General features: G+C 60.3%; 30 protein-coding genes. 21 read left to right on the top strand and 9 right to left on the bottom strand.

Going from position 1 to position 26,699, the window contains the following annotated elements; translation table 11 throughout:
- Nucleotides 1-90 precede the first annotated feature (90 nt).
- Genes QTL95_RS03655 through QTL95_RS03665 form a run of 3 tightly spaced genes read left to right on the top strand, consistent with a single transcriptional unit; the run spans nt 91 to nt 1,250 of the window.
- Nucleotides 91-861 carry a 2-keto-4-pentenoate hydratase gene (locus tag QTL95_RS03655; protein ID WP_289718599.1) on the top strand — a complete coding sequence of 257 codons (771 nt, stop codon included), beginning with the start codon at nt 91-93 and terminating at the stop codon, nt 859-861.
- 21 nt (nt 862-882) lie between these two features.
- Nucleotides 883-1,014 carry a hypothetical protein gene (locus QTL95_RS03660; protein ID WP_289718600.1) on the top strand — a complete coding sequence of 44 codons (132 nt, stop codon included), beginning with the start codon at nt 883-885 and terminating at the stop codon, nt 1,012-1,014.
- A complete protein-coding gene (locus tag QTL95_RS03665) occupies nt 1,014-1,250 on the top strand; it encodes a hypothetical protein (RefSeq protein WP_289718601.1) in 237 nt (78 codons plus the stop codon). Before QTL95_RS03660 ends, QTL95_RS03665 begins: the two co-directional genes overlap by 1 nt.
- Nucleotides 1,251-1,260: 10 nt before the next feature.
- Here the strand turns inward: QTL95_RS03665 and QTL95_RS03670 are convergent, their stop codons facing one another.
- The 4 genes from QTL95_RS03670 to QTL95_RS03685 form a co-directional block, all read right to left on the bottom strand.
- Nucleotides 1,261-1,701, bottom strand: coding sequence for a hypothetical protein (locus tag QTL95_RS03670; RefSeq protein WP_289718602.1), 441 nt, complete (start codon nt 1,699-1,701; stop codon nt 1,261-1,263).
- A gap of 119 nt (nt 1,702-1,820) precedes the next feature.
- Complete coding sequence (locus tag QTL95_RS03675) at nt 1,821-2,552, bottom strand: HoxN/HupN/NixA family nickel/cobalt transporter (protein ID WP_289718603.1); 732 nt, start codon at nt 2,550-2,552, stop codon at nt 1,821-1,823.
- 60 nt (nt 2,553-2,612) lie between these two features.
- Nucleotides 2,613-2,891, bottom strand: a complete 279-nt coding sequence (locus tag QTL95_RS03680; protein ID WP_289718801.1) for a metal-sensing transcriptional repressor — start codon at nt 2,889-2,891, stop codon at nt 2,613-2,615.
- Nucleotides 2,892-2,963: 72 nt separating this feature from the next.
- Nucleotides 2,964-4,313 carry a cation diffusion facilitator family transporter gene (locus tag QTL95_RS03685; protein ID WP_289718604.1) on the bottom strand — a complete coding sequence of 450 codons (1,350 nt, stop codon included), beginning with the start codon at nt 4,311-4,313 and terminating at the stop codon, nt 2,964-2,966.
- 99 nt (nt 4,314-4,412) lie between these two features.
- On the opposite strand from QTL95_RS03685, the gene QTL95_RS03690 reads away from it, so the two are divergent.
- From QTL95_RS03690 to QTL95_RS03710, 5 genes are all read left to right on the top strand, one after another.
- Entirely contained in the window at nt 4,413-4,787 is a 375-nt protein-coding gene (locus tag QTL95_RS03690; RefSeq protein WP_289718605.1) for a hypothetical protein, read from the top strand.
- A 49-nt stretch (nt 4,788-4,836) separates the two neighbouring features.
- The gene (locus tag QTL95_RS03695) at nt 4,837-5,568 is read left to right on the top strand and encodes a HupE/UreJ family protein (protein ID WP_289718606.1); all 732 of its coding nucleotides are present in this window, start codon (nt 4,837-4,839) and stop codon (nt 5,566-5,568) included.
- 19 nt (nt 5,569-5,587) lie between these two features.
- Nucleotides 5,588-6,229: a transmembrane anchor protein gene (locus QTL95_RS03700; protein WP_289718607.1), complete on the top strand. Its 642-nt coding sequence runs from the start codon at nt 5,588-5,590 to the stop codon at nt 6,227-6,229.
- Between the two features lie 65 nt (nt 6,230-6,294).
- A complete protein-coding gene (locus tag QTL95_RS03705; RefSeq protein ID WP_289718608.1) occupies nt 6,295-6,789 on the top strand; it encodes a YchJ family protein in 495 nt (164 codons plus the stop codon).
- Nucleotides 6,770-7,528 (top strand): YkgJ family cysteine cluster protein, encoded by a 759-nt coding sequence (locus QTL95_RS03710; protein WP_289718609.1) that lies wholly within the window; start codon nt 6,770-6,772, stop codon nt 7,526-7,528. Before QTL95_RS03705 ends, QTL95_RS03710 begins: the two co-directional genes overlap by 20 nt.
- A gap of 64 nt (nt 7,529-7,592) precedes the next feature.
- Here the strand turns inward: QTL95_RS03710 and QTL95_RS03715 are convergent, their stop codons facing one another.
- Both QTL95_RS03715 and QTL95_RS03720 read right to left on the bottom strand, forming a co-directional pair.
- Nucleotides 7,593-8,168: a peroxidase-related enzyme gene (locus tag QTL95_RS03715; protein ID WP_289718610.1), complete on the bottom strand. Its 576-nt coding sequence runs from the start codon at nt 8,166-8,168 to the stop codon at nt 7,593-7,595.
- A complete protein-coding gene (locus tag QTL95_RS03720) occupies nt 8,165-8,647 on the bottom strand; it encodes a CMD domain-containing protein (protein WP_289718611.1) in 483 nt (160 codons plus the stop codon). The genes QTL95_RS03715 and QTL95_RS03720 overlap by 4 nt, the downstream gene beginning before the upstream one ends.
- A gap of 166 nt (nt 8,648-8,813) precedes the next feature.
- On the opposite strand from QTL95_RS03720, the gene QTL95_RS03725 reads away from it, so the two are divergent.
- From QTL95_RS03725 to QTL95_RS03785, 13 genes are all read left to right on the top strand, one after another.
- On the top strand, nt 8,814-9,803 hold the full coding sequence (locus QTL95_RS03725; RefSeq protein WP_289718612.1) for a LysR family transcriptional regulator: 990 nt from the start codon (nt 8,814-8,816) through the stop codon (nt 9,801-9,803).
- Complete coding sequence (locus QTL95_RS03730) at nt 9,800-11,275, top strand: NAD(P)-binding domain-containing protein (RefSeq protein WP_289718613.1); 1,476 nt, start codon at nt 9,800-9,802, stop codon at nt 11,273-11,275. Before QTL95_RS03725 ends, QTL95_RS03730 begins: the two co-directional genes overlap by 4 nt.
- 8 nt (nt 11,276-11,283) lie before the next feature.
- Nucleotides 11,284-12,024 (top strand): amino acid ABC transporter ATP-binding protein, encoded by a 741-nt coding sequence (locus tag QTL95_RS03735; protein WP_289718614.1) that lies wholly within the window; start codon nt 11,284-11,286, stop codon nt 12,022-12,024.
- Between the two features lie 15 nt (nt 12,025-12,039).
- Complete coding sequence (locus QTL95_RS03740) at nt 12,040-12,858, top strand: amino acid ABC transporter substrate-binding protein (protein WP_289718615.1); 819 nt, start codon at nt 12,040-12,042, stop codon at nt 12,856-12,858.
- Nucleotides 12,859-12,914: 56 nt separating this feature from the next.
- Complete coding sequence (locus QTL95_RS03745) at nt 12,915-13,622, top strand: amino acid ABC transporter permease (RefSeq protein ID WP_289718616.1); 708 nt, start codon at nt 12,915-12,917, stop codon at nt 13,620-13,622.
- 18 nt (nt 13,623-13,640) lie between these two features.
- Nucleotides 13,641-14,333, top strand: coding sequence for an amino acid ABC transporter permease (locus tag QTL95_RS03750; protein WP_289718617.1), 693 nt, complete (start codon nt 13,641-13,643; stop codon nt 14,331-14,333).
- Between the two features lie 225 nt (nt 14,334-14,558).
- A complete protein-coding gene (locus QTL95_RS03755) occupies nt 14,559-15,998 on the top strand; it encodes an ethanolamine ammonia-lyase subunit EutB (RefSeq protein WP_289718802.1) in 1,440 nt (479 codons plus the stop codon).
- Nucleotides 15,998-16,756 (top strand): ethanolamine ammonia-lyase subunit EutC, encoded by a 759-nt coding sequence (gene eutC / locus QTL95_RS03760; RefSeq protein ID WP_289718618.1) that lies wholly within the window; start codon nt 15,998-16,000, stop codon nt 16,754-16,756. Before QTL95_RS03755 ends, eutC begins: the two co-directional genes overlap by 1 nt.
- A gap of 122 nt (nt 16,757-16,878) precedes the next feature.
- Complete coding sequence (locus QTL95_RS03765) at nt 16,879-17,931, top strand: sugar ABC transporter substrate-binding protein (RefSeq protein ID WP_289718619.1); 1,053 nt, start codon at nt 16,879-16,881, stop codon at nt 17,929-17,931.
- 33 nt (nt 17,932-17,964) lie between these two features.
- Complete coding sequence (locus QTL95_RS03770) at nt 17,965-19,524, top strand: sugar ABC transporter ATP-binding protein (RefSeq protein WP_289718620.1); 1,560 nt, start codon at nt 17,965-17,967, stop codon at nt 19,522-19,524.
- Between the two features lies 1 nt (nt 19,525).
- Nucleotides 19,526-20,512, top strand: a complete 987-nt coding sequence (locus QTL95_RS03775) for an ABC transporter permease (protein WP_289718621.1) — start codon at nt 19,526-19,528, stop codon at nt 20,510-20,512.
- A 28-nt stretch (nt 20,513-20,540) separates the two neighbouring features.
- Entirely contained in the window at nt 20,541-21,410 is an 870-nt protein-coding gene (locus QTL95_RS03780) for a polysaccharide deacetylase family protein (protein ID WP_289718622.1), read from the top strand.
- A gap of 83 nt (nt 21,411-21,493) precedes the next feature.
- Nucleotides 21,494-23,845: a penicillin acylase family protein gene (locus QTL95_RS03785; protein ID WP_289718623.1), complete on the top strand. Its 2,352-nt coding sequence runs from the start codon at nt 21,494-21,496 to the stop codon at nt 23,843-23,845.
- Nucleotides 23,846-24,006: 161 nt separating this feature from the next.
- Here the strand turns inward: QTL95_RS03785 and QTL95_RS03790 are convergent, their stop codons facing one another.
- The 3 genes from QTL95_RS03790 to qhpR all read right to left on the bottom strand — a co-directional run bounded on the left by QTL95_RS03790 (nt 24,007) and on the right by qhpR (nt 26,588).
- Nucleotides 24,007-24,753: an SDR family NAD(P)-dependent oxidoreductase gene (locus QTL95_RS03790; RefSeq protein WP_289718624.1), complete on the bottom strand. Its 747-nt coding sequence runs from the start codon at nt 24,751-24,753 to the stop codon at nt 24,007-24,009.
- A gap of 8 nt (nt 24,754-24,761) precedes the next feature.
- A complete protein-coding gene (locus QTL95_RS03795) occupies nt 24,762-25,484 on the bottom strand; it encodes an SDR family NAD(P)-dependent oxidoreductase (protein WP_336622272.1) in 723 nt (240 codons plus the stop codon).
- A 78-nt stretch (nt 25,485-25,562) separates the two neighbouring features.
- Nucleotides 25,563-26,588, bottom strand: a complete 1,026-nt coding sequence (gene qhpR / locus QTL95_RS03800) for an AraC-like transcriptional regulator QhpR (protein ID WP_289718626.1) — start codon at nt 26,586-26,588, stop codon at nt 25,563-25,565.
- Nucleotides 26,589-26,699: the final 111 nt, after the last annotated feature.

Consider the following 26,699-nt stretch of genomic DNA (forward strand, 5'->3'; position numbering starts at 1 on the left):
TTTTGATGCCAACGCGGATCGCTCCGAATGGATCGCTTATGCGCTGCGGGCCATCTTCTCTGGAAGCGAAACGTCGAACTGGAGACGGAGATGTATTTCGAGCTCAAAGACGCCACCGCCGACATTCTTGCGAGAAGTCGCCGCCATGAGGAGCTCTGCGACCTGCCGTTGGATTTGATCACCTCCGAAACCGAGGCGTACGACATCCAATCCGCAGCACAGGACGCACTCGGCTTCGAGCGAAGGGGCTACGCGATCGTTGGTTCGAGCGAGGGATCACGGCGGACGCTTGGTCTGGCAAAACCCATCTTCTCGGAAATTCCGGCGTCGTGCCTGTTTTCCAAGGCCAGGGAGTTTCGCCTTCCGCCCGGAACGATCGGCGCGCAGTGCGAGTTCGCGTTCACGATGCTCCGGCCATATCCAGAGGACGGCGAGCGCATCGATCTCGAGAGCGCACGCGATGCCATCCTCACCTGCCGCCCGGCAATCGGGCTGCTGGGAAGGAGAACACGCCAATCCTTTGTCGGCGGCAATGCCGCAATTGCCGATCTCGGACTTCATATCGCCACGCTTTGCGGCGAGTACGCCCCGAATATGTCGTTCACCGAACTCGCATCCATCGACGTGACGACCTTTCTGTTCAAGGAAACCGTCCTCTCGGGCAAGGCTTCATCAATCATGGACGACCCGATCAATGCCATCGTGTGGCTGGCAACAGAGCTTGCCATGCGAGGGCGTCAGTTGGAACCGAACGATATCGTCGCCACCGGGTCGTGCACGACCATCCTGCAGGTCCATTCGGGCCAGCATCTGGCCGCTGACTTCGGACCGCTCGGCCAAGTCGAGTGTGTTTTCTCGTAACCCATTCTCATTGGACAAATCATGCATCAGCAACGCAAGCCTTTCATCGTCGAAATCAGGAAGAAGAGGCCCGCCGTCAAGAAGCGAGCGCAGTGCGCCGCACCCGCTACGGTCAATACCGAAGCGCGAACCGGCGCCGAGGCGCAGGTCTGATGGTGAGCCGTAGCATACCGCATGAGTACTTCGTCCTCGACGTTGCAGATCACGGTGGACCGGTGGTGGCTCGCCTTGGCGAGCGCTCGGTGCATGAATCCGTCGTAGACAGGCACGGACGACGCTACCGCTTCGCCGGCGTTGCCAAGCGTGATCGGCGAGGGCGCCTAGACGTGACCGCGCTCCGGAAGGGCGAGTGGATCGTCTCGCCCGATCTCGTCTATCGACGGGCCTGACCGTTTCCTGTCAATTTTCGATCTGCTCTTCGGCGACGACGCTCGCCACCACTTCGTCTGCACCATTCGGGTATCTCGGGAGATCGAGCGTCACCGCCTCCTTGAAGCCGCCGTCGCGTTCGACGGTGAAGAACTTGCGCACGCGCAGTTCACCGTTTTGTTGACCGGATGCCGTGGCTTTCCTGGTCGAGATCAGCGCCCGTTCGAATTGCGCCGCGTCGATGCCCGCAAAGGCCATGGTGCAGCTTTCAACGGGTTTCTCGCCGACGATGGCCTTGGCGACGACGAGCGCTTCGAAGGGCTTATCACCATCGACCCTCATCACCCACCCCTGGAAGGCGGTCGGCTCGTTCAGCGGCAGTATGCCAAGGGTCATGTCCTCGGACAACGCGCCCCATTCACGGTCTCTCGCAAGGGTGACGGTGCGGTCGTAGTGCGGACCTTGATCCAAGCATCTCGCCGCGAACTCGTCGTAGGGCGACGCTTCGTCTGCCCATGCCGCGCCCGCGGAAAATGACAGCAAGGCTATCGTTAGAAAAGGAAGACACCTCGGCTTGGTATTCTGAAATCTCATCGCGTCGCCCACCAGTTCGACAATTCTTGTGCGGCAACCAAGATCAGAACCGTCCCCGCCAGCGCACTTGTGACCCGCGAAACGGTGGCGAAAAGCGCCGGTCGCGTCCGCATCAGATAGGTGATGCGATCTCGAAAAACCACGGCGAGCAATGCAACGGCCGATAACGTCAACGCGACGCCCAACATCATCGTGACAGCAAACAGCAGTCCGGTGACGACGACCTGGTGGATCATCGCGAAGGTCATGACGAAGAGCGTGAGCGGACAGGGGATGAGGCCCGCGGCGACCCCCATCAGAATACCTTCGCCTTCGGAATGGATGTGGCCGTGGCGGAAGACGGCGGAGATCAGCATCCAGAGGCCAATAACGCCGAGAAGACCACGGCTCACCACTTCAAGGATTGGCGACGATCCGGCATCGACGAAGGAATGCGACACGAGAGGAAGGGCGAGCAGCGCGATGACGACCGCCATCGATACATGGGTGAAGGACAGCGCGAGTGAGACGAGAAGAGCTCTGTGTGCCTTTGTCGAGGAGCCAGCGAGGTAGGTAGCAAGCACCGACTTGCTGTGGCCGGGTGTCATCGCATGGACTGAACCGAAGACGATCCCCATGGGCAGAAAGGCGAGAAAGGACGTCCAGCCGCCGCCGGCGGCATAGTCTTTTATGTGAGCCGCGAAGGTCAGATAAATCTCGCGCTGGATGTCGATGATTTGCTGAAACATCGTGCAAGTCCGCTCGTGGCCGCCGCAGGCAAGACGCCGTCCGGCGGAGCGGCCATGGTGTCAGAGGTACTTCGTGATCGTCTTGAATTCGTCGATGGACTGCCGCTTGTCCCTTGGGATCGCGCCGATCGTTTCCTCAAGGCAGTGGTCGAGATGATCCTGGATCAGCGTCCGTTTGGCGTTCACGATCGCCTTCTCGACGGCCGAGAGCTGCTGGGCGATGTCGAGGCACGGCTTCCCGCCCTCGATCATGGCGATGACGCTCTTCAGGTGGCCCTCGGCGCGCTTCAGCCGCTTGACGATCTCGGGATGGGTTTCGTGCGTGTGCGGTTCGGTCATCGTATCCATGTTCTCTATCCCTCCGGTGGGGAGGCGGTCCGACCTTACGCCGTGGACCGCCTCAAGGACAAGTCAGTGATGATGGCCTTCCGGCTCTTCCATCCGGAAGGGGAGATCGTCGATCTCGACGCCTGCCATCAGCTTCAGGACGGCGTCGAATTCATGCGGCTCCGCCGGGGCGGTCGCACTCATCAGTGCATGGTGATCCGACGGCGAAGGAAGAAGCGGTAGTCGTTCTACGGTGCCACCTCTGGCGGTCTCCACCACGGCTTCGAGTCCTTTGGCATGCCGCGAGATCGAGAGGCGCATGCGTTCGCCGTCCGGGGTGTCGACAATCTCCAGCAATCCGGTCGCCAATCGGGAATCTACCGTGAACGGAGCGGGAGCATGATGGTGTCCGTGGCCGCCGCGATCGGCCGGAAGTGCCGCGCCCTTGTCGGCGATCTGAATGGTCGCGCTTCCGAGAGCCGGGAGATGTGCGGTCAGTTCGCTCCGTAGCGCCGACGTGATGGCATTCGCTTCCGCCACGGATTTCTCCGCGTTGAGCGAGATCGTCACGTCGGCGTGCAGCTTGTGGCCGATCCAGCGTGCTTTGACATCGTTGAGCTGGTCGATGCCCGCAACGTGTTCCGCGGCATGGCGAATCTCGTCCGTAATGCCCGGCTCGACTCCATCGAGACTGCGCGTGATGACGGCGCGGGCGGATTGCCAGACGATCCCGAAGATGGCGATGGTGATGAGAAGGCCGATGATCGGATCGGCGAGCGGGAAGCCCAGCCAAACGCCGAGTGCTCCGAGGACCACGGCAAGGCTCGTGAGCCCGTCGGTTCGCGCGTGGTAGCCGTCGGCGATCAGCGCGGCGCTGTTCATCTGCCTGCCGACGCGGATCCGGAAGACCGCGACCGCCTCGTTGCCGATGAAGCCGACGATGCCGGCAATGGCGACAGCCGCGAGCTGCGTGATCGGCTGCGGGTTCATGAGCCTGTCGATGGCCTCATAGCCGGCGACGATGGCGCTGAAGAGGATGATCAACACGATCAGCATGCCCGCCAGATCTTCGACGCGGCCAAGGCCGTAGTTGAATGTCTTCGTGGCCGGACGGCGGACGAGAGTGAAGGCGATCCACAAAGGAATGGCTGTGGCGGCATCACCGACGTTGTGGATGGTGTCCGCGAGGAGCGCCACGCTTCCGGAGTAGAACACCACGATGAGCTGAAGGATTGCCGTGATCGCGAGGATCACGAAGGACCACTTGATCGCCCAGATCCCGCGCTCGGAGGACGCGATGCTCGGGTCGACGACACCGTGGGTGTGGCCGTGGCCGCCTGCATCGCCATGCGAATGACCATGAGATCCATGGCTGTGAGAGTGGGAACCTGCGCTCGAACCGAAGCCGAGCCAATCCTTGATACTGGCAAACATGAGGAACCTCTTATTCAATGCGAAAATACCTATCCCCCTGGAGGGGATGCGTCAAGTTGGAATCTTGCGCTTCAACTTCAAGCCAGATATCGATAGGGCATGATTCATCGACGGAACAACAGATCTGGCTTTATCGCCGCCTTGATGGGCGTCGTTGCCATTCTGCTGTATTCCTTCCTGTCGGTGGCTTCACATCCCCCCGGAGAGCATTCGGCGCCTACTGTCGTGTCCTCTGAAGTGCACGCGCATGACAGCGGTCACTCGCATGAAGACGTCGAGCTCGCCGATGATGTCGGCAGCCCGGCCGACCACCATCATGCAGACCACAGCCATGAAAAGGCGGGCCTCGTCTCGAGCTCCGGTCTTGCGATGCGCGTCGTTGCGACTGCGTCCTATTCGGTCCGGACGTCCAGTCTGGTGAGCGGTCCTCAATACGGGATCGATCGCCCCCCGCGTGCTGTTTCGTTGATCTGACACCTGCCGTCGGCTGACGGCCGTCTCAATGAAATCACGGACTATTTCTATGAAAAAACCACCTCTCGGAGGCGGCAACCGCGCGTTTATGCCCGGTTCGCTTGCCCTCCAGATCTTGCTTGTCGTTCTCAGCATTCTCGTGCTGGCCGGAACGGCGGCCGCCCATGCCGTCGCCGAGGGCGATAAGGGCTACATTCAGGAAATCTCGGGCGTCAACCTGATCCCGTTCGTCTATCTCGGCGCCAAGCACATGGTGACCGGATACGACCACCTGCTGTTCCTGTTCGGCCTGATCTTCTTCCTCTACAGGCTGAAGCACATCGGTATCTATGTCAGCCTCTTCGCCATCGGTCACTCCACCACGATGCTGCTGGGCGTCTACTACGGTTGGAACGTCAGCTCCTATCTCATCGACGCAATCATCGGCCTGTCGGTCGTCTACAAGGCGCTAGACAATCTCGGAGCATTCCAGCGATGGCTGGGCTTCCAGCCGAACACCAAAGTCGCGACCCTTGTGTTCGGCTTCTTCCACGGCTTGGGCCTCGCGACCAAGATCCTGGAATACGACATCGCCCAGGATGGTCTCGTGCCGAACCTTCTCGCCTTCAACGTAGGCGTCGAGATCGGACAGCTCATCGCTCTCACGATCATCCTCATCGGCATGAGCTACTGGCGCAAGACGGGAAGCTTCCTGCGCCACGCCTACACCGCCAACGTCCTAATGATGACCGCCGGGTTCGTGCTGATCGGATATCAGCTCACCGGCTATTTCGTCGCTTGATCAAAAAAGGAAATCTCACATGTTCAACTCCCAGGCACCCAAGGCCGACGACCTTCCGTCTTCCGCGCAGCTCGTGAAATCCACCGTCATTGCAGCCGCCGCTGCGGCCGTCATTCTCGTCACCATCGTTCTCCCTTCCGAGTATGCCATCGATCCGACGGGCGTCGGTTCGGCCCTCGGACTGACGGCGATGGGCGAGATCAAGACCCAGCTTGCCGAGGAAGCGGAAATGGACCGCGTGAAGGCGACGCAGCCCGCGACCGCCACTCCGGTTCCGCAGCAGGGGTCGAGCCTGCTGAACACGATCATCCGCGAGTTCGGCATCTCCTCGGCCCATGCCCAGGAAATGCGGCAGGACGAGATGTCCGTTACGCTGCAGCCTGGCGAGGGTGCGGAGATCAAGCTCATGATGCTGAAGGGTGCGACCGCCAACTACGCTTGGACGGCGAACGGCGGCAACGTCAACTTCGACACCCACGGTGATGGCGGTGGCCAGAATATCAGCTATGAGAAGGGTCGCGGTGTCGCCGAGGATAGTGGCGTTCTTACCGCTGCCTTCGATGGAAATCACGGCTGGTTCTGGCGCAACCGCACAACTGCCCCAGTGACCCTGACCCTGAAGACCGACGGCGCCTACAGCGACATCAAGCAAATGATGTGATCGGCAAGCCGGGCGGCCTGCGCCGCCCGGCATTCGAATTCGTGACAACTCCAGGATTGAATCACATGGCATCATGCCCTTGCTGTTCCACTAGGGACTTCGACGACTGCTGCGGTCCATTCGTTGCCGGCAAGCCAGTACCGAGCGCCGAAGCCTTGATGCGGTCGCGATACACGGCGACGACACTTGCTGACCTCGACTATCTGGAAAAGACCTGCACCGAGAACGCGCTGATGTCGTTCAATCGTATCGACATGGAGCGATCGCTGCCCGACGCTGAATGGGTCGGGATGGAAGTCCGGCGCACGGATCGCGGCACAGAGGCCGACGAAGACGGAACCGTGGAGTTCGCATTCCGCTACAGATATCGCGGCCGCGACTTCACCCAGGTCGAGCGAGCGAACTGCGTCCGCCAAGACGGCACCTGGCTCTTCGACGACAGCGAAGTCAATCCGACCCCGCCACCAGTTCGCGTCCTGCAGATCGGCAGGAACGATCCATGCCCGTGCGGCTCCGGACAGAAATACAAGAAGTGCTGCCATGGCCAAGACCGAGCATAGGTTCGCTTGCACGGGGTGCGGTCAATGTTGCCACGGCTGGCTGCCGCTGACGGTCAAGGAGGCGATAGCCAACGCGGACAGGTTTCCGCTCGCCATCAGCATCACACCGACCAGAACAGGCGCGCCCGGTCAGAAGGCCCTCGACCGGATCGGTGTGCCCACCATCCTTCCGCCGAAGAGGAAGATCTCGCTCGTCATCACGCCGATCTCATTTATTCCGCCGGCGATGCGCTGCCCGGAACTGGCGGACGATAACCGCTGCTCCATTCATGCCGAAAAGCCACTGCGGTGCAGGACGATGCCGTTCTATCCGTACAAGGACGAGGACCGTCAGGCCGAGATGCTTGTGCCTCGCAAGGGATGGCTATGCGACACCAGTGACGCTGCGCCCGTTGTCTATCGCGATCGGAAGATCCTCGACCGGACGGACTTCGACAAGGAGGAGGAGGCGATCATAGATGAGGTCACAAAGCTCCGTCGTTATGCCGACCTGGTGCTGAAGCACAACCCGCCGCTTCTGGGCCGGGTATCTCGCGCGGCCCAAACGCCGGGCGGCCGCGTCATCGTCGGTTTCGTATCTCTTTTGCGATACGACAGGTTTATCGATCTGCTCGCGTTCGCGGCACGCCAGCGTCCCGTGCTCGAAGACTGGATGACGAAGACGGCGGATGATGCCAAGCTTGCGGAGCACCACGACTACTATCGTGACGCCCTTGCCGATCTCGATCGGTATAGGTAGTCCCTCGCTCCAGGATTCGAGTGAATCCCGAATCCTTTGGGACGCGCGCCGCTACCCCGCTGACCTAATCTTTGACGGGTTCGCCCAGCGTATGCATCAGGCGGTTTGCCCAGCCAAAAATCGCGGCCGACAGGACGAGATCGAGGGATTCTAGCTCGGAAAGGCCGACGTCGGCGAGATCCTGTGCATCTGCCTGCGTCGCCTCTGGTGGTGTCGTCGACAGATGTGCGGAGAAATCGAAGATCGCCTGCAGATGCTCGTCGAGTTCCGCATTGAGTTCATCGGCGAAGACGGCGTCGATCACATCGGTTCGTTTCGTGTAGTTGATGAAGCGGGACGCATGGACGGCAGCGCAGTAGACGCAGCGGTTTACGACCGACGCTGCGGTGGCGCCCAGTTCGCGTTCGCCGAGCGAGAGGCCGTCCTTTCCGTACATGATCAGGTTGAACAGCGGAGAGCGAACCGCAAGCGATTCCGGATCGTGCGCCAGCGTGAGCACATATGTCGAGATGCCCTTGTTGGAAGGCGTGACCTGCATCGCCTCGCGCTGCTCCTCGGTCGCCGTTTCTAGGTCGACCGGAACGACGTAGGGTTGCCAGCGTGGTACCTGCGTGGTGAAGCTATGGACGACTTCGCTCATTGTCTTGCTCCGATCAGCTTTAATCCTGCAATCACGCGCACCTGATAGTTCACGAAGGCGGCGAGTTCTGACAGCCGCACGATGTCAGCATCTGTGACACCGACGCCTCGCAGTGCTTCGATGTGACCACGCGTTGCCTCGCGCGGCGCGACCGTCAATCGGTCGGCATGATGGACGATCTCGGCGGTGCGTGGCTCGTCGACGTTCGTGCCCGGCTGCGCGAGCGATGCCGTCGCAATCTCTTCTGCGCGTTCCACGAGACCGTCATAGTGCACAGCGAGCACCTCATTCCCGTTGTGCCGCGCCATGCGGGCGGCCAGCGCGGCGCGCAGACCATGCGACAGGCCGCCCGGATCACGGGGAAGGAGTACCGCATCATGCGCGGCCTCGGTCAGTCGCAGAATTTCCGCGCGCTTCTCCATGGCCTCGGCAAGCGCCGAGCCCGGTTTTACGGCGGCTAGAGTTTCAATGAGTGTCACGACAGCTCCTTTGCATCTCGATGGAGAGCACGAGGTAGGTTCGAAGATCCATTATGTCAAATTAGCATAGACATGCAAAAATGATGTGAAATAATTATCTATTGTCTACTCGAATTATAGAAAACCCATGCTTTCAATGCATGCTTGGCAATGGTTGATGTGTGGTATGAATAGTAGCTTGATTGACATTCGGCAGCTTGAAGCCTTCGCGGCGGTGATGTCGGCCGGCAGCGTCACCGGGGCGGCTCGGTTGCTAGGCCGCTCGCAACCTGCTGTGACACGGCAGATACAGGATCTGGAAGCAGATCTAGGCTATGCGCTTCTCCACAGGAGCGGACCACGCATTCAGCCGACGGCGCGGGGCCTGCGGTTTCATGCGGAAGTCGAACGCCATCTTTCAAGCCTGACCCATATCCGCGAACGCGCCGAGGCCATCGGCCGCGAGGAGCCGACGACACTGACTGTCTCCGCGACACCGTCGCTTGCCGCGGGAATCCTTCCGCAAGCATTGGCGGCTATTACCCCGGATATGATACCGCGCCATCTCCATGTGCAGGCGCTGGCTGCCGAAAACGTCGTGCAGGCAGTTCTCTCACGGTCCGCCGATCTGGGAATATCGAGCTTGCCCCTCGAGCATCCCGGTCTCGAAATCCACTGGATCGCGGAAGCTCCTTGCGTCGTCGCCATCAGCGCTGACGATCCGCTCGCTGAGAATGAGATCGTCCTTCTAGTTGACCTTGCGGAGCGCCGCATCATCACACTCGCAAATCCATATCGCCTGCGGCATCGCATCGACGAGGCGTTGGAGCGGGTCGGCGTTGCTCCCGAACGGATCATTGACGTGAACGCGTCCATGACCGCTCTCTCCCTCGTGCGCGCCGGGCTTGGTGTTGCCATCGTCGAGCCCGCGACTGTCTGCGGCGTGCCGCTCGATGGCATCGTCATGCGCCCGGTCGACCAGGTCATCCCGTTCCTGTTCGGTGCTATCTCCGCCGCTGCGCTGCCGCTTACGCCGACCGTATCCGCAGTGATCGATGCCGCCAAGGAAGAAGCACTGAAGATGCCGGGCAGCCGCCTGCTTGAGGCGAACGGTGCGGATGCAATCGCCGATACCGTCTACGGGCAGGGTGCCGTTACCGAAGGAGCGCCCGAATGAGCGAGCTCGCAATATCCCCAGTGGATCTGGAGGCGCTCGAAGCTCGTCTCCAACAGGATCTCTCTTGGCTCGAACTTCCCGCCAAGTCCTGGGTTCCTTCACGAGAGGCTGATGGCCAGTCGGTGGTCGACGTCGTTGTCATCGGTGGCGGTATGGCGGGTCTTGTCGCTTCCGGAATGCTGAAGCGTCTCGGTGTCGCCAACCACTTGGTGCTCGACAAAGCGCCCGTTGGTCAGGAAGGGCCGTGGGTCACATTCGCCCGCATGCGAACCCTGCGTTCGCCGAAGCAGCTCACCGGCCCCGCCATGGGCCTGCCGGCCCTGACCTTCCGCGCCTATTACGAGGCGCGCTTCGGCCGCGACGCGTGGATCGTGCTTGATCGTGCGCCGCGCGAGACGTGGATGGACTACCTCATCTGGTATCGGAAGGTGCTCGAGTTGCCCGTACGCAACGGCATCTCCGTTGACGTGATCCGGCCGCGTGAAGATGGCATGCTCGACCTGATCTGCAGCCAGGACGGTCGCAGCGAGAAGATCGTCGCCCGCCATGTGGTGTTGGCCACCGGACGCGATGGCCTCGGTGGTCCGTTCGTGCCTGAGTTCGCCAGGAGCATCGACCGCAAATACTGGGCACACACTGCCGACGCGATCGATTTTGCGGGGCTCCGCGGCAAGCGGGTCGGGGTGATCGGCGCCGGCGCATCGGCCATGGACAATGCGGCGAGCGCACTGGAAGCAGGGGCCGCACGCCTCGACATGTTCGTACGCCGGAACAAGCTTCCAGCGATCAACAAGTTCACGGGCATTGGCAGCCAGGGTGTCGTTCATGGATTCGCCGGACTACCGGATGAATGGAAGTGGCGCTTCCTCAACTATGCGATGGGCCAGCAGACCCCGCCGCCTCGCCCGAGTGTGCTGCGTGTCAGCTCCTTCGAGCAGGCTCACCTTCATCTTGAGAGCCCGATCACCGGCCTAAAGCAGGATGGCGAACAGGTCATCGCGATAACGCCCCGTGACAGCTACCCCGTCGATTTCTTGATCTTTGGCACGGGCTTCAAGATCGATCTCGCCAATCGGCCGGAACTCGCGGCCTTCGAGCCGCACATCCGCCTCTGGCGCGACCGCTTCCCGACGCCCGCTGGTATGGCGAACGGCGAGCTCGAGGGATCGCCGGATCTCGGAGATGCTTTCGAGTTCCTTGAGAGGGAAGAGGGAGTATGCCCGACGCTCTCGAAAATCCATTGCTTCAATTTCCCGGCGACGCTGAGCCACGGCAAGCTTACGGGCGACATCCCGGCGATCAGCGAAGGCGCTGACCGCCTCGCGCGCGGCATCGTCAGATCGCTCTTTGTCGAGGATCGCGAGAAGCACTTCGCAAACCTCCAGGCCTTCGACACACCGGAACTGCTCGGCGACGAGTGGGCCGACGACGATACCGAAGCGCTTTCCGAACCAGCCTCCAAAAGGACCTGAGACCCGCAATGCTCGAGATCAAGAACCTGAAGCTGTCATACGGCAGCACCCAGATCCTCAACGGCGTCGATCTCTCCGTAAAACGGGGCGACGTGGTGTCCATCATTGGACCGAGCGGTACGGGAAAGACGACGCTTCTGAAGTGCATCAACCATCTGGCAAAGCCAGCGTCGGGAACGATCGCCTTCGACGATATCAAGATGGACTTTGCCCGTCCTGATAAGGTTGCCGTCCAGGCAATCCGGCTGCGCACCGCAATGGTGTTCCAGCAGTTCAACGTCTTCAAGAACATGACCGTTCTTCAGAACGTTATGGATCCGCTCGTTGTCGTGCAGGGTAAGTCCAAGGACGAGGCACGCGCCATCGCGCTTCAGGAGCTTGAGCGGGTAGGGCTGTCCGACAAGCTCAACAACTATCCATCGCAGCTTTCCGGTGGCCAGCTCCAGAGAACGGGCATCGCCCGCGCGCTGGCGGTCAAGCCTGACGTCATGCTCTTCGACGAGCCGACGTCGTCGCTCGACCCTGAACTCGTGAACGAGGTGCTCAAGGTGATCAAGGACGTAACGTCCTCGGGCATCACCTCGCTTCTCGTCACCCACGAAATGCAGTTCGCCAAGAACATCTCGAACCGCATCGTCTTCATGGATGGGGGCGTCGTCGCAGCCGACGGCAGCCCGTCCGAAATCTTCGATACGCCTTCCAACCCCCGCCTCGCACAGTTCCTCAATTCCGAACGCGCGATCCAGTAAGAAAGGATGCCTGAAATGACCTCCCTGAGCTCAATCTCTCGCCGTAGTCTCGGTCTCGCCGTCGCAGGCGTCGCGATCGCATTCGCAACGGCCTCGTTCGCCGAAGACGTCCGCACCATCAAGATCGCCACATCGGCCGAATCCAAGCCGCTGTCCTGGGGCGCGATCGGCGTCGAGCCGCAGGGCTACGAACCCGACGTGCTCAAGGCCATCAACGCCAAGCTGCCGCAGTACAAGTTCGTGATGGAGGGCGCCGCAGATATTGCCCAGGAAACGGGTCTTGCGACGGGCAAGTACGACATCGCGACGGGCGGATACTACCGCGCTCCGGCTCGCGAAAAGCAGTTCCTCATTCCTGAAGCACCGATCGGCGCCAGCCTGATCAAGATCTACAGCCGCAAAGACAGCGGCATCAAGGAAATGAAGGATCTCGTTGGCAAGAAGATCGTGCCCGTGACGGCCGGCGGCGGCATCTACAAGTTTGCCACGGCCTGGCAGGAAAAGAACCCCGACTACAAGATCGAGGTCACCGCTTCGAGCGCAGGTATTCCTTATCCGGACCGTCTGAAGGAAGTCGAGAATGGCAAGTACGATGCTCTCGTTCTGCCCTCCAACCTCGGCGAGCAGACGGTTATCGACGAGCAGAAGCTCAACGTCCAGGCCAGCGAACCCGTTGCGATCAACGAGACCTTCGTCCTGATCCACCGCTCCGAGGAGAACAAGGCGCTGTCGGATGGCATCGACAAGGCCTTGAAGGAACTCAAGGCCGACGGCACGCTCGCCAAGCTTTCGCAGAAGTGGTTTGGCGAAGACATCACCACGTACATGAAGTAACGCCCGGCTTTGAAGCCGGCGACCAGGCCCAAGACTGAAAGAAGGAGTGTTCCAAGGTGGACCTTTCCGTAATGATCCCGGAGCTGCTCTCGGCATTGCCGCTGACGCTTGCGATCACCTTCGTGGCCATGGCCGCCGGCTTCGTGCTGGCGTTGATTGCGACGACGTTCCGAGTGCGAAGGATTCCAGTAATTAGCCAGTTGGCGGATCTCTACGTATCCTACGCCCGAAGCGTGCCTGTGGTCTTGCAATTGTTCGTCGCCTTCTATGGGCTTCCTGTCCTCGTCGGCGTGCTAGGCGTCGAGGATTTCGTATCACCGACAATCGCCGCCATGTTGGGCCTGAGCCTTTATCATGGCGGCTACCTCTCCGAGGTCATGCGTCCGGCATATCTTGCAGTCGAGCGAGGGCAGCACGATGCAGCCGACAGCCTCGGCTACACATTCCGCCAGAAGCTGTTGCGTGTCGTCGCGCCGCAGGCCGTCCATATCGCGCTTCCGGGATACGGCAACGCGATCATCTACCTGATCCATAACGTGGCGCTCGTCATGTACATCGGCGCTGCCGACGTAATGGCAACGGCCCATCTGGTCATGGAACGGGATTACAACCAGTACCAGTTCGAGACCTACCTCGTGCTCGCGGTGCTGTATTCGGTCCTCTGCCTCGTTGCGTGGGCGGTCGTACGCTTCTTCGAGCGCCGTTCCGGGAAGTACGCTTCGAACGACAAGACTGTCGGCACACCGCTGATGGCAAGCATCTGATCAGGGAAGGGGACCATCATGTTCGACAGCGAAGTTCTTCTTCCCGACCTCTACGAAATCCTGGGCGCGGTGCCGCTCACGCTTGCAATGGCACTTACCATTTTCGTGCTGTCGACGATCGTCGGCAGCCTGTTCGCCATGGTCGAATACCGGAAGATCCCAGTGCTTCGCCAGTTCGTCGTCGCCTACAAGGTCGCCTTCAAGGGCGTGCCGATGGTGATCGTGATCTTTCTCGCATACTATGGCTTGCCGTCTACGCTGCACTTTCTCGCCTCGGTCGTTGGCATTGACTACAATGGCCATTCAACGCCGAACTGGGTCACGCTGATCGTCGCCTTGACGGCTTGCGTCGCTGCCTTCCAGGCCGAAGTGGTGAAGGGTGCGTTGAACTCGTTCGATACCGGGCAGGCGGACGCCGCTTATTCGCTTGGCTACAAAAAAAGCCAACTCTTTCGACGTGTGATGCTGCCGCAGGTCATCGTCGCGGCGATCCCGGATCTCGCGAACTCGTTCATGGTGATCATGAAGGCGCTTTCCCTTGGCTTCGCGATCGAGGTCGTCGACATCTTTGCACAATCACAATTGACCGCGGCCTTGAACTTCTACTACCTCGAAGCATTCCTCGTTGCGGTTGTTGTCTACATGGTGATCGCCTACACGGTCACTCAGATAGCCGACTGGTCCGAGCGGGCATTGCGAATCCGCACCTGAAGCACGCGATAAGGGGCGGATAAGAAAATCAGACACATAGCGCAATCGCAGCTGGGGTCGAAGCTTCGATTCCGTTCACGGCGGAATGTGGATTGCCAAGGTATTCGCGGCGCAGCTTCGTCGATATAGCATCGATAGCCCATAACGCCGATAACCTTCGGCAATTTTGTCAGCGAAGTCCTCCCCATCAAGTCTTTGTGCTACATTGTCAACAAACTCTGCTCCATGCCTCGCTATGTTGTGCAACGCAGCAATAGAGGTGGATATGTGACTACTTACCGAGCATCGGCAGGAGGCGAGACCTTCAGTTTTCCCAGTCTAGCGTCGCTGCTGGGTGCAGCTTCCTCACTCCGATCGGGAGACGAACTTGCCGGACTGGCAGCGCGAAGCGACTCGCAAAGGGTTGCAGCCCGCTATGTTCTCGCGGACCTACCGCTGGCAAGTTTTCTGAAGGAAGACGTCGTTCCCTACGATATGGACGAGGTCAGCAGACTGATCGCGGACACCCATGATGGAGAGGCTTTCGCGCCGCTATCGTCGATGACCGTCGGCGAATTCCGTGACTGGCTGTTGTCGTCGGACGCAGAGGGTGCCGTGATCAAGGCCGTTGCACCGGGGGTAACCCCCGAGATGGCAGCTGCCGTCTCCAAACTCATGCGCAACCAAGATCTCATAGCGGTTGCCAGGAAATGCATCGTAACCTCCCGCTTTCGCAACACGCTCGGCCTTCAGGGTAGGCTTGCGACGCGTCTTCAGCCCAACCATCCGACGGACGATCTGAAGGGGATAGCAGTCGCTATCCTCGACGGTCTTCTCAATGGGGCGGGCGATGCGGTGATTGGGATCAATCCGGCAACGGACAACTTGCAGAACGGTGCCCGGCTGATCGGAATGCTCGATGAGTTGCGCCGAACCTACGAGATGCCGACCCAGTCCTGTGTGCTAACCCATGTCACGAATACCATTCGGCTGATCGAGATGGGTGCGCCGGTTGATCTCGTTTTTCAGTCGATTGCGGGCAGCCAGGCGGCCAACGAGGGCTTCGGCATCAATCTCTCGATCCTGCAGGAGGCGCAGGACGCAGCGCTTTCGCTGGCGCGTGGCACTGTCGGCAACGATGTAATGTATTTTGAAACCGGGCAGGGGGCAGCCCTATCGGCAAATGCGCATCATGGTGTGGATCAGCAGACCATGGAGACGCGCGCTTATGCCGTTGCACGGCACTTCCGCCCGCTTCTCGTCAACACGGTCGTTGGGTTCATCGGGCCCGAATACCTCTACGATGGAAAGCAGATCATCCGTGCAGGGCTTGAGGATCTGTTTTGCGGCAAGCTTATGGGGCTGCCGATGGGCTGTGACGCCTGCTACACTAATCATTCCGAGGCCGATCAGGACGACATGGATACGCTGATTACGCTTTTGACGGTCGCGGGTGTTAACTTCATCATCACCGTTCCGGGCTCGGATGACGTCATGTTGAGCTATCAAAGCGCCTCGTTCGAGGACTTGACGTTCCTTCGGAACAATCTTGGCGTTCGTCCGGCGCCGGAATTTGAGGCATGGTTGGAGCAGATGGATCTAATCCGGCTCTCCGGTGGGCGAGCACTGCCGAACTATCCCCACGCCCGAATGCTTGGAATGGTCGATGCGATGGGGCTTGCATAATGAGCAGCCCGTCCAATCTTCCTGGAAAGCTGTGCGCCTTGACGCCGTCGCGTATTGGCATCGCGACCAAAGATGGCACCACGCCAACCGAAAGTGTCCTCGACTTCCAGCGTTCCTATGCTCTGGCAAGAGATACAATCCATATCCCTCTCGATGCGGCTGCGATCGCCCGCTCGGTTGCGCCGTTGCCGAGCGTGCTCGTGCGCAGTCAAGCACCAGAACGCGGCATCTATCTGAGGCGCCCGGATCTGGGCCGTCGGTTGCATAGCGATTGCTTGACTGACCTGTTTAAAGCGCGGTGTGATGTAGTGTTCGTCATTGCTGACGGTCTTTCCTCGCGCGCGGCCGAGCGGCATGCCTCCGCGGTTCTGAAGGCCACTATCGAGATACTTCCTCACTGGTCGATCGGCCCGGTCGTAATTGCCAGCCAGGCCCGTGTGGCGATTGGTGACGAGATTGGGGTCAATCTCGATGCGGAGTTCTCCGTTGTCCTCATCGGCGAGCGACCCGGCCTGAGCGTGTCCGACAGTCTCGGGGTTTACATCACGCGCAAGCCGGCGCTCGGCAGGATGGATTCCGAGCGCAACTGCATATCAAACATCCATGCCAATGGCGGTTTGAGCTATGCCGCGGCGGCGGCCAAGATCGCGTGGCTTCTTGAACAGGCCCGCAAGATCGGACAGACAGGCATCGGGCTAAAGGATGAAATGGTCGAGAGCGCCCTGACGCTGGGCTCTGTGCCGCAGATCAAAAGCTGAGTCCCGGTCTGGCTTACTGCGACGCGAGAATGTGTTGAAGTGTTAAGTCGAAACCGCTCAGCCTGTGAATAATGACCCCATCAAAAAGTCTGGCATCCGCCGATCAAAAAGGGGTTCGCACTATGATCAGATTGTTCTCGTTTGGCAGCATGCTGTCGGCTACCGCAGGACTTGTCCTCGCTTCCACGGTTTCGTTTGGGGCCTGGCAGGCACAGGCGCAGGATGCTTGCACTCCGCATGCCGTCGATCTTGGCGACGGTAAGTCGGTCGCCGCCGGCTGCAAGCCGCTGAAGATCGCCTTTCTGATCGCTGCGACCAACAACACCCATCTGCAGGCGCAGATCAGGGGCGCGCAGGAGGCAGCCAAGGAAATCGGCGCGACTCTGGATGTGTTCGATCCGAACTGGAGCCCGACCACCCAGTTCAATCAGGCGCAGAACATCATCTCCGGCGGCCAGTACAATGCGATTCTCGCCGAGATGAACGACGGAAATCAGGCTTGCACCATCATGACCGACAAGGCGCGCGAAGCCGGCGTCCTTGTTGCTGTTACCAACCAGCCGCTGTGCAATCGCGGGACCAAGGAAGGTGATGAGCTCTGGGCTCCGGGCACGCTGAACTTTGTTGGTGGTTCGCAGGGGCGCACCGCGTTTCGCGACTGGATCATGTCCATCGCGCAGGAAAACCCTGGCCCACAGAAGGTTGCGATCGTGACCGGGCCCGATTTGAACTCCAACACGATAAATACGGATCTGGCACTCAAGGACGTTCAGGCAAAATACCCGGAATTCAAGGTCGTCGCCGTGGTGCGCACCGACTATTCCGTCGTCCAGGGCAACCAGAAGACCCTGCCGCTTTTCCAGGCAAACCCTGATCTGTCGATCTTCATCTCGAATTACTCCGACATGACACGCGGCGCGGTTCAGGCGGCCCGGCAAGTCGGGTCGCTCAGCAAGCTGAAGGTTTATGACAGCGGTGGCAACGACTGGGCCTTCAAGGCTGTCGCTGCCGGCCAGATCACCAGCACCCGGACGATCGAGCCTTATACGGAAACTTATCTGGCGGTGAAGCAGCTCGGCGATGCCTGGGAAGGAAAGCCTGTCGCGCGGTTCACGCCGACCAAGTCGATCAAGATCGACGCAGAAACCGTCAAGAGCAATGAACCGCAATACTGACCGTTCCGGTTCGATGGCCAAGGGATATTACCAATGCTCGATTTGAATTCCGCAGCCGGCGCAATTGCGCCGGCCGGTAGAGATGCGGCGCCCGTTTTCGCGCTGCAGGCTAGCAGCGTACAAAAACGCTACGGCGGCACCATGGCGCTGAAGGGCGTCAGTCTCGAAGCCGAAGCCGGCAAGATCCATGCGTTGGTTGGCGAAAATGGTGCTGGGAAATCGACCTTTCTCGGCGTCATTGCCGGTCGCGTCGTTCCGAGCGCCGGTGATGTCAGCATCTTCGGCCAGCCGCATGTTTTCGGCCAACCACGGCAGGCGCGACGCCTGGGGATAACGGCGATCTATCAGGAATTGACGATTGTTCCTCGCCTCTCTGCTGTCGCCAACATGTTCCTCGGGCAACCGGTCGCGCGCTCGGGCATGCTTGACGAAAAGACGATGCGGCGGAAATTTGAAGCGATGTGCGAGCGGCTGGATGTTCGCATCCACCCCGATGCGCTGGCTGGGACCCTCTCCGTCGCCGACCAGCAAATGCTGGAAATCATGCGTGGCGTTGAATCGCAGGCGCGACTCCTGTTGTTCGACGAGCCCACGACATCCCTTGCGCCGCCGGAGCGCGAGGCACTGTTCAAGCTTATGCGGCAGCTGAAGGATCAGGGCACGACGATGATGTTCGTCAGCCATAATCTTGAAGAGGTGCTCGATATCGCGGACACCGTAACGGTCTTCCGCGACGGTTCGCTTTCGGCGAGCAAGAATCGGTCGGAGTGGGACAAGCCCTCGTTGATCCGCGCTATGGTCGGCCATGACGTCGTTGAAAACCGGCGTGTCGAGCGTGCGCCGCTTGCCGCTGGCACGCCCAATCTCCTGCAGGCCGAGAATGTCACCGTACCAGGTGCGATCGACAATGTGAGTATCACGCTGAAGCGCGGAGAAATTCTGGGTATTGGAGGTCTTGTCGGCTCCGGACGCACGAGCCTGCTGCGTGCTCTCGCCGGCTTGGAGCCGCGCAGCTCCGGGACGCTCTTCGTCGACGGCGAGGCGTGTCCCTGGCCGAACGATCCGCGTCAGGCCCTTGGCGCCGGCATCGCGCTCGTGCCGGAAGACCGAAAGGCACAGGGTCTCGTTCTCGGTATGAGTGCCATGGACAATGTCGTCATGGCCGACATGAAACAGGTGGCACGCCTGGGCTTTCTGTCGGACAGCATGATCCGGGAAAAGTCTCGCAAGATCGCCCGGGAATTCGGCTATGCCGAAACCCGCCTCGAAACCATTGTCCGAAACCTGTCGGGTGGCAACCAGCAGAAGATCCTGCTCGGCAAGGCGCGTTTCTGCTCGCCATCCATTCTCCTGGTCGACGAGCCGACACGCGGCATCGACATCGGCGCCAAGGACGAAATCATGAACACGTTGCGCGCCCTTGCCGAAGAAGGTGTCGGCATCGTCGTTGTGTCGTCCGATCTCGAAGAGGTCATCGCCATAAGCGACCGGATCGTCGTCATGTCCGAGGGGCAGGCAGTCGCCGAGCTCGACCAGTCCCAGTCCACCGTTGCTGTCGGCGATATCCTCCACGCCGCTTTCAGGGTCCACTAAGATGAACGCACAGAACTCCGCCATCAATACCACCGCACCCATCAAGGGAGCACGGCTCTTCAGCCGGGATGTCATGCTCCAGTACGGTGTCCTATGGGCATTCCTGGTGCTCCTCATTGTCAGTGCCGTGCTGTATCCGAGGGTGTTCGAACTTCAGAACATCCAGAACATTCTCAGCCAGTCTTCCCCGGTCGGCATCGTTGCCGTGGGCATGACATTCGTTATCATCGGCGGCGGGTTCGACCTGTCGGTGGCGGCCATTTTCGCCCTCGGCGCAGTCGTCTTCGCAAACCGTGCGGATGCCTTCGGACTCTGGGGTGCTGCCGCATCGGTGATCGCGGTCAGCGCCGTCTGCGGCATCATTAATGGTCTCGTGGTCACGCGCCTCAAGGTCAATGCATTCGTTGCCACGCTCGGCTCCGGCTCGGTCTTCGGAGGGCTTGCATACATCTACTCCAGTTCGGCTCCGCAGGTTCCCAATGATTTCAACTTCGGGGATCTGGGAACAGGGGCATGGTTTGGATGGCCGATCTCGATCTGGATCCTTTTCCTTACCTTCGCGGTGGGTGCCGCCATTCTGTCCAAGAGCGTTTATGGTCGGTCGATCTATGCCCTTGGCGGCAACGAAGAAGCTGCCCGTCTGTCGGGTATTCCCGTCGATCTGTACCGCGCCAGCACCTATGTGCTGACGGCGATCTGCTCCGGTGTGGGTGGCATGATCCTGTCGTCGCGCCTCGGGGTCGGACAGGCAGACATGGGTGGCAGCCTGGCGCTCGATGCCATCGCCATCGTCGTTATCGGCGGTACCTCGCTTCTCGGTGGGGAAGGTGCCCTGTGGCGCACGGCCGTCGGCCTGCTGATCATCGCGACCCTGACGAATGTTTTCGATTCACTGGCCATCAACACGAATTACCAGCTTGTGGCCAAGGGACTGATCGTGATTGCAGCGGTCGCCCTCGACATCTATGCCCGCAAGATGCGGACGTAACTGTGCAATGCAAGAAAGAGTGAGCAATATGAAAAAAGACGTCAAAATCGCCCTTACCTTTGACTTCGATGCCTATTCGCTCTGGATCGGCACCTTCGATTCCAATTCGCCGAGCATGTTGTCGCGCGGCGAGTTCTGCCCGGTCGGTGCTCGCCGAATCCTGGCGTCGCTCGAAGCTGAAAAAATCCCGGCGACCTTCTACATCCCCGGCCACACGGCCTACGCCTTCCCTAAGACGGTCGAAGCTATTGCCGCTGCCGGACACGAGATCGGCCACCATGGCTGGGTGCACGAAAACCCAGCCTCCGTCTCGGTCGACAAGGAGCGCTGGATCCTCGAAAAGGGTTTTGAAGCGCTCGAAAAGGTCGCCGGCATCCGCCCGACCGGTTACCGTTCGCCTGCTTGGGACAACAGCCCACAGACAGTTCCGTTGCTGCTCGAATATGGCTTCGAATACGAAAGCAGCATGATGGGCAGCGATTTCCAGCCCTATTGGTGCCGCATCGGGGACAGCTGGACCAAGGACGGCCCGTATGTATTCGGCAAGCCGGTTGATCTCGTCGAAATGCCGGTGGCATGGCACCTCGACGATTTCCCGCAGTTCGAATATGTGGTCGGCAAGTCCAGCACCAATCAGGGCGTGATCACGCCGCGCGATTTTCTGCAGATGTGGAAGGACGAGTTCGATTTCCTGTACGACAGGATCGGCGAAGGCGTCTTCATCGCGACGATGCATCCGCAAACGATCGGCCGCGGTCACCGCATGCTCATCCTCGAACAGTTCATCGATTACGTTAAGGACAAGCCGGGCGTGAGCTTCACCAGAATGAACGACTACGTCAGGGATTGGAAGCAGGGCAAGACACCGTCTCTGCCCGCAGACACCGCAGAATCCTAATCGAGATCAGACGGGAGACGCCGGACACGGCGCCTCCCGTTTCCAATTCAGAATTTGGCCGCGACGGCCGGGACGACAAGACCATGCCAGATACCATCCTTCTCTCCGGCCTCGCGGATGAGGTTTCCATATCCATCGACCAGTGGGGAATCTCCCACATCCGTGCAAACAGCAAACGCGACTTGTTTTTTGCGCAGGGATACAATGCCGCTCGCGATCGCCTTTGGCAGATCGATCTCTGGCGCAAGCGTGGGCTCGGCCTCTTGGCCGCCGATTTCGGGCCGGGTTATCTCGAACAGGACCGGGCTGCCCGTCTTTTCCTATACCGTGGTGACATGCAGGCGGAATGGGACGCCTATTGCAATGATGCCGAGGAGATCGCAACCGCCTTTGTCGCAGGCATTAACGCCTATGTCGATCTGGTCAATCGGGGCGAGGCCGAACTGCCGCCGGAATTTTCTCTGTTCGGCACTAAACCTGCCCGCTGGCAGGCGCAGGATGTCGTGCGCATCCGCAGTCATTCCCTGATGCGCAATGCGTTGTCGGAAGTCATTCGCGCCAATGTCATGAGCCGCGCGGATGCCGGCGTCGATGAATTGCGCCAAGCTCTGGTCCCCGCCAAGGATCCCATCGTCGCCGAAGGTCTTGCGCTTGACGAAATCCCGCTTGCGGTCACCGACGTCTTCAAGCTCGCGCTCGCTGCCGTAACCTTCGAGGAGGCGCGGCTTTCGGCACGGTTGGATGAGGCCGGTCTCTGGCGCAAGGTTGCCGCCACAGGTGATGTCGTTCGCGATGCCGCCGCACAGGGCTCAAATAATTGGGTCGTTCATGGAAGTCGTACCGAAAGCGGCCGGCCGATCCTCGCCAACGATCCGCATCGCACCCATGCCGTGCCTTCATTGCGCTATTTGGTTCATCTGACCTGCCCGGAATTCGATGTCATCGGTGCCGGTGAACCCTGCCTGCCCGGCATCTGTATCGGGCATAACGGCACCAGCGCCTTTGGCCTGACGCTGTTTTTTGGGCACGATCAGGAAGATGTCTACGTCTATGACGTTTCGCCCGACGATCCGGACCTCTATCGCCATGGCGATGGCTGGGAACGCATGGTGGTCGTCGCAGAGGAGGTGCCTCTCAAGGACGGCACATCGACCACGCTGACACTGCGCTTCACGCGTCACGGCCCGGTCGTCTTCGATGACGCAGCGCGTAATCGCGCTTACGCGATCCGCTCGGTGTGGTTCGATCCGGGCACTGCTCCCTATTTCGCTTCGATCGCGTCGATGCGCACGAAGCGGTTCTCGGATTTTCGTGAAACGATGGGCCGGTGGGGCGTACCGGCTACGAACCAGGTCTATGCCGACAAGGAAGGGACGATCGGTTGGGTAGTCGCCGGTTTCAGCCCGGTGCGCCCCAATTGGGACGGCCTTCTGCCGGTTCCAGGTGACGGGCGATATGAATGGGACGGCTATTTCCCTGCCTCGGAACTACCCGCCGTCTGTAATCCGCAGGCCGGGTTCCTGTCCACGGCCAACGAACCCAACCTTCCTGATGATTGGGATCATCAGGCAAGGCAGATCGGCTACGAATGGCTTGAGCGTTCCCGAGCCGACCGCATCGTGGAAGTCTTGTCCGCCGATAGGAACCACAGCGTCGATGGCTCGGCTGCGTTGCAGGCCGACAGTACGTCGCTCGCGGCCCGAAGACTGGTGGCGGTTCTGCAAAAGATGGATGCGCCCGCCGGGCCTGCCATTGAAGAGGCTCAAGCAATCTTTGCCGAGTGGGACCACCGGATCGCAGCCGACAGCGCCAGCGCGGCGCTGTTTGAGATCTGGTGGAGCAAGCACCTCCGCCCCGGCCTGGCGCAGCTGGTGACGGACGACCCGGCGATCCGCGCGCTGCTTCTGCCGGGTGATCCAGCAAGCGTCCTTGCTCTGCTCGAAAAGCCGGATCACCGGCTGGGCAAGTCCCCGGTATCGGCTCGCGACCAACTTCTTGCCTCCACGCTGGAAACGGCTCTGGCGGAATGCCGCGCGCTGCTCGGCACCGATCCCGCCGCGTGGCGGTGGGGCACGGTGCATCGGGCGCACTTCATTCATGCCACGAGCAATGTATTCGCGGGAGTATCGCGTCCGTCTGGTGATGTCGGCCCCCTGGAGAAGGGCGGGAGTGATTCCAGTCCGATGAATGCATCCTATCGCACATCGGATTACCGGGTGACGCTCGGGGCCTCTGTCCGTGTGGTTGTCGATGTCGGAGAATGGGACAACAGCGTGTGCATCAACGCGCCCGGGCAGTCTGGCAATCCGATGTCGACACACTACGGCGACCTGGCCGAGAAGTGGTCGCGCGGCGAGTTCGTTCCCCTCCTTTATTCGAAGGCGCGGGTTGATCTGGCGACCGAGCAGCGGATCCGGCTTGCGCCAGCCGGATAAAGCAGCCGCCAAGCGCTATGAGGGAGCGGTCCGTTGCGGCCGCTCTTTTTTGTTCCAACGCATTCTCTAAATCTGCATATCCACGCATACAAAAAAGCCCCTTGAACAGGGGTTCAAGGGGCAAGCGACAGGTCCTGGTGCCTGTCGATCCTCGGGGGAGATCAGGCGAGCATACCGCCATCGACGAGGATATCGGACCCGGTGACGTAGCGTGATTCATCCGAGGCTAGATAGGCGATGGCCGATGCGATGTCCTTGGGCATGCCAAGAGAACCCAGCGGCACCGACTCTAGGAAATGATCCAGCTGGGCGGGGTCGTTTTCGTAAAACATCGGTGTATCGATGACGCCCGGGCAAACGGTGTTGACGCGAATCTTCAGCGGAGCGAGCTCGCGCGCCGCCGACCGGGTCATGCCGCGAACCGCCCACTTGGCGCCGGCATAGGCAAATGTCCCCTTGTAACCCACCATGCCTCCGATCGACGAGAGGTTGATGATCGAGCCGCCCAGCGACATCAGCGGCACCGCGCATTTCATGCCCCAGAAGATCGAGAACTGGTTGATTTCGAACATGCGGCGGAAGCCATCCGCCGTCTCGTCCTGCAAGGAGGCGGGGCCGTAGATACCGGCATTGTTGACGAGGATATCCAGGCGGCCGACATCGCGCGCGATGCGCTCCATCATGGCGGCCCATTGCGCTTCGGAGGTTACATCAAGCGATTGAAACGCGCCGGAGCCTTCGAGGTTTGCCGCCGTTTCCTCACCTTCGCCCTCAAGGATGTCGCCGAGATAGACGAAGGCGCCGTCGCTGGCGAGCCGCTGGGCTATCGCCGCGCCGATGCCTCGGGCGGCGCCTGTGACCAGCGCGGTGCGGCCGGCAAGCGGTTGATGATCGGTATTTCTGGTCATGGAATTTCCTATTGTGCGGTGAACCCGCCATCGATCGGCAGGACGGCGCCAGTCACGAAAGAGGAGGTGTCGCCGGCAAGGTAAACAACGCCTTCGGCGATTTCGTTGGGGTGTCCGATGCGGCCCATCGGCGTCAGCGCGAGCGTTACCGCGTTCATTTCGGGTTTCTGGGCGCGCACCATTTCCGTGTCGATGAGGCCGGGCAGGATCACGTTGGCGCGAATGCCCTGCCTGGCGTAGGTGACCGCTACGTTGCGGGTCATGTTGATGACAGCGCCCTTGCTGGCGTGATAGGCGATCTGTCCCGTGCCGGCGACCTGTCCCCAGATGGACGAGATGTTGACGATGGAAAGCGGCCCCTTGCCAAGCATTCGCGCCGTCGCCATGCGCATGCCAAGCATGACGCCTGTCTGGTTCACCCTCAGGATGAAATCCCAGTCTTCCATCGTCACGTCGTGTACGCCGCTCTTCGTCGGTGCGACGCCGGCTGCATTGACCAGGATGTCGATCTTGCCGCCTTCGGCGTCGATTGCTTCACCGATCCGCTCCCAGTCGGCCTGCGAGCCGACATCGCACTGGTGATAAAGAACGTCGCCCTCATAGCCTGGGCCTTGTGCGGATACATCGGTGGCAATGACACGCGCGCCCTCCCTGGCAAGCGCTTCCGCGCAAGCCTTGCCGATGCCGCGATAGGCGCCTGTGACAAGCGCCAATTTACCTTGCAGTTTCATTTCCACTCCCGTCGCGACGGATTCTCGTTGATAGCGATTGTAACCATGGATTGCGTTCGGCGGTTGACATTTGAACACTCAGTTCAGCTGCGGTGCTAAACGTCCTGCCGCGACCACAGCCAGGCTTGCAGCCCGCATCTTGGAGGGCGCGGCGTCGAACCATCGGACGCAGGCCCGGCTGAAGGCGCTGAGCTCCGAGTAGCCGAGTATGCTGGCAATATCGTTGATCGTGAGGTGCGTCTGCCCGAGATAGAGGAGCGCCAGGCGTCGGCGTGTCTCCTCAACGAGCGTGGAAAAGACCTGTCCTTCGGCTGCCAGCCGTCGCTGCAATGTCCAGCGAGTCATCTTCAATGCTTCCGCCACGTCCTCGATATGCGGGTAGCCGGAGGGGAGCTGGGCGCGGATTTCTCCGACCACGCGCCTGTTCAGCCCGAGCGTTCCGGTGCCGCCGGTCAATTGCATCAGCGCATCGCACAATGCCTGCATCCGACCATTTTCCCAGCCGCACGCAGGTCGGTTGATCGACTTCTCGCGAAACACAAGGGCATTGGTCTTCATGTTGAAATAGACCGGAGCGTTGAACACGGTCTCATGCTCGCGCCATTTTTCCGGTCGCGGATGCTCGAAATGGACCTCGTCCGGCGACCAATTGGCGTTGACCACGCGGCGAACGATGTTGAGATACATTCCCATCGTCAACTCGGCATCCTGGCGGCGTTGCAGGATCAATCCGTCGAGAATGCGATATTCGAGATGCCAGAACTCACCGCGTCGCTGCAACGCGACCAGCGTATTCTGCTGGTGATAGGGAAAGTATTTGACCAGATTGCCGAGCGCATCGGCAAGGGTTGGCGAGGAGACGGCGATTTCGCCGATGAGGCCGAGCCGGTCTGGGGTGAAGTCGCGGCCGTAGTGGAGGCCGAAATTGTCGTTGCGAGTCTTGCATGACGCGGCTTCAAGCAACTGGCAATAGGCACCAAGGTCTAGAATTTCGTGTTCCTTGCGCGTGTCGGCCTCGTGCATGCCGACCGACCAAAGGAGTTCATGGGCACTCGTTCCGTGGCTGGAAATGAATTGCGAAATGCCATTGGTCGCGCTGGACAAGATCTTGGCGGGCGACCTGAATTGGGAACCCGAGGAATCTCGCCTGGATACAATTGTGCTTGAAGCTTCCATCATGTTAACTTTCCGCTCTGGAGAATAATGCATCTTTGG

Source organism: Rhizobium sp. S152, from assembly GCF_030380735.1.
GTDB lineage: Bacteria > Pseudomonadota > Alphaproteobacteria > Rhizobiales > Rhizobiaceae > Rhizobium.

Bases quoted from the DNA above. Each gene is read 5' to 3' on its own strand.
- QTL95_RS03780 (WP_289718622.1), top strand. From the start codon at position 20,541: ATGAAAAAAGACGTCAAAATCGCCCTTACCTTTGACTTCGATGCCTAT.
- QTL95_RS03695 (WP_289718606.1), top strand. From the start codon at position 4,837: ATGAAAAAACCACCTCTCGGAGGCGGCAACCGCGCGTTTATGCCCGGT.
- QTL95_RS03715 (WP_289718610.1), bottom strand. From the start codon at position 8,168: ATGAGCGAAGTCGTCCATAGCTTCACCACGCAGGTACCACGCTGGCAA.
- QTL95_RS03750 (WP_289718617.1), top strand. From the start codon at position 13,641: ATGTTCGACAGCGAAGTTCTTCTTCCCGACCTCTACGAAATCCTGGGC.
- QTL95_RS03700 (WP_289718607.1), top strand. From the start codon at position 5,588: ATGTTCAACTCCCAGGCACCCAAGGCCGACGACCTTCCGTCTTCCGCG.
- QTL95_RS03680 (WP_289718801.1), bottom strand. From the start codon at position 2,891: ATGACCGAACCGCACACGCACGAAACCCATCCCGAGATCGTCAAGCGG.
- QTL95_RS03775 (WP_289718621.1), top strand. From the start codon at position 19,526: ATGAACGCACAGAACTCCGCCATCAATACCACCGCACCCATCAAGGGA.
- QTL95_RS03755 (WP_289718802.1), top strand. From the start codon at position 14,559: ATGCCTCGCTATGTTGTGCAACGCAGCAATAGAGGTGGATATGTGACT.
- QTL95_RS03710 (WP_289718609.1), top strand. From the start codon at position 6,770: ATGGCCAAGACCGAGCATAGGTTCGCTTGCACGGGGTGCGGTCAATGT.
- QTL95_RS03790 (WP_289718624.1), bottom strand. From the start codon at position 24,753: ATGACCAGAAATACCGATCATCAACCGCTTGCCGGCCGCACCGCGCTG.
- QTL95_RS03730 (WP_289718613.1), top strand. From the start codon at position 9,800: ATGAGCGAGCTCGCAATATCCCCAGTGGATCTGGAGGCGCTCGAAGCT.
- QTL95_RS03785 (WP_289718623.1), top strand. From the start codon at position 21,494: ATGCCAGATACCATCCTTCTCTCCGGCCTCGCGGATGAGGTTTCCATA.
- QTL95_RS03690 (WP_289718605.1), top strand. From the start codon at position 4,413: ATGATTCATCGACGGAACAACAGATCTGGCTTTATCGCCGCCTTGATG.
- QTL95_RS03675 (WP_289718603.1), bottom strand. From the start codon at position 2,552: ATGTTTCAGCAAATCATCGACATCCAGCGCGAGATTTATCTGACCTTC.
- QTL95_RS03665 (WP_289718601.1), top strand. From the start codon at position 1,014: ATGGTGAGCCGTAGCATACCGCATGAGTACTTCGTCCTCGACGTTGCA.
- QTL95_RS03795 (WP_336622272.1), bottom strand. From the start codon at position 25,484: ATGAAACTGCAAGGTAAATTGGCGCTTGTCACAGGCGCCTATCGCGGC.
- QTL95_RS03770 (WP_289718620.1), top strand. From the start codon at position 17,965: ATGCTCGATTTGAATTCCGCAGCCGGCGCAATTGCGCCGGCCGGTAGA.
- QTL95_RS03685 (WP_289718604.1), bottom strand. From the start codon at position 4,313: ATGTTTGCCAGTATCAAGGATTGGCTCGGCTTCGGTTCGAGCGCAGGT.
- eutC (WP_289718618.1), top strand. From the start codon at position 15,998: ATGAGCAGCCCGTCCAATCTTCCTGGAAAGCTGTGCGCCTTGACGCCG.
- QTL95_RS03655 (WP_289718599.1), top strand. From the start codon at position 91: ATGTATTTCGAGCTCAAAGACGCCACCGCCGACATTCTTGCGAGAAGT.
- QTL95_RS03705 (WP_289718608.1), top strand. From the start codon at position 6,295: ATGGCATCATGCCCTTGCTGTTCCACTAGGGACTTCGACGACTGCTGC.
- QTL95_RS03735 (WP_289718614.1), top strand. From the start codon at position 11,284: ATGCTCGAGATCAAGAACCTGAAGCTGTCATACGGCAGCACCCAGATC.
- QTL95_RS03740 (WP_289718615.1), top strand. From the start codon at position 12,040: ATGACCTCCCTGAGCTCAATCTCTCGCCGTAGTCTCGGTCTCGCCGTC.
- QTL95_RS03725 (WP_289718612.1), top strand. From the start codon at position 8,814: ATGAATAGTAGCTTGATTGACATTCGGCAGCTTGAAGCCTTCGCGGCG.
- QTL95_RS03765 (WP_289718619.1), top strand. From the start codon at position 16,879: ATGATCAGATTGTTCTCGTTTGGCAGCATGCTGTCGGCTACCGCAGGA.
- QTL95_RS03660 (WP_289718600.1), top strand. From the start codon at position 883: ATGCATCAGCAACGCAAGCCTTTCATCGTCGAAATCAGGAAGAAGAGG.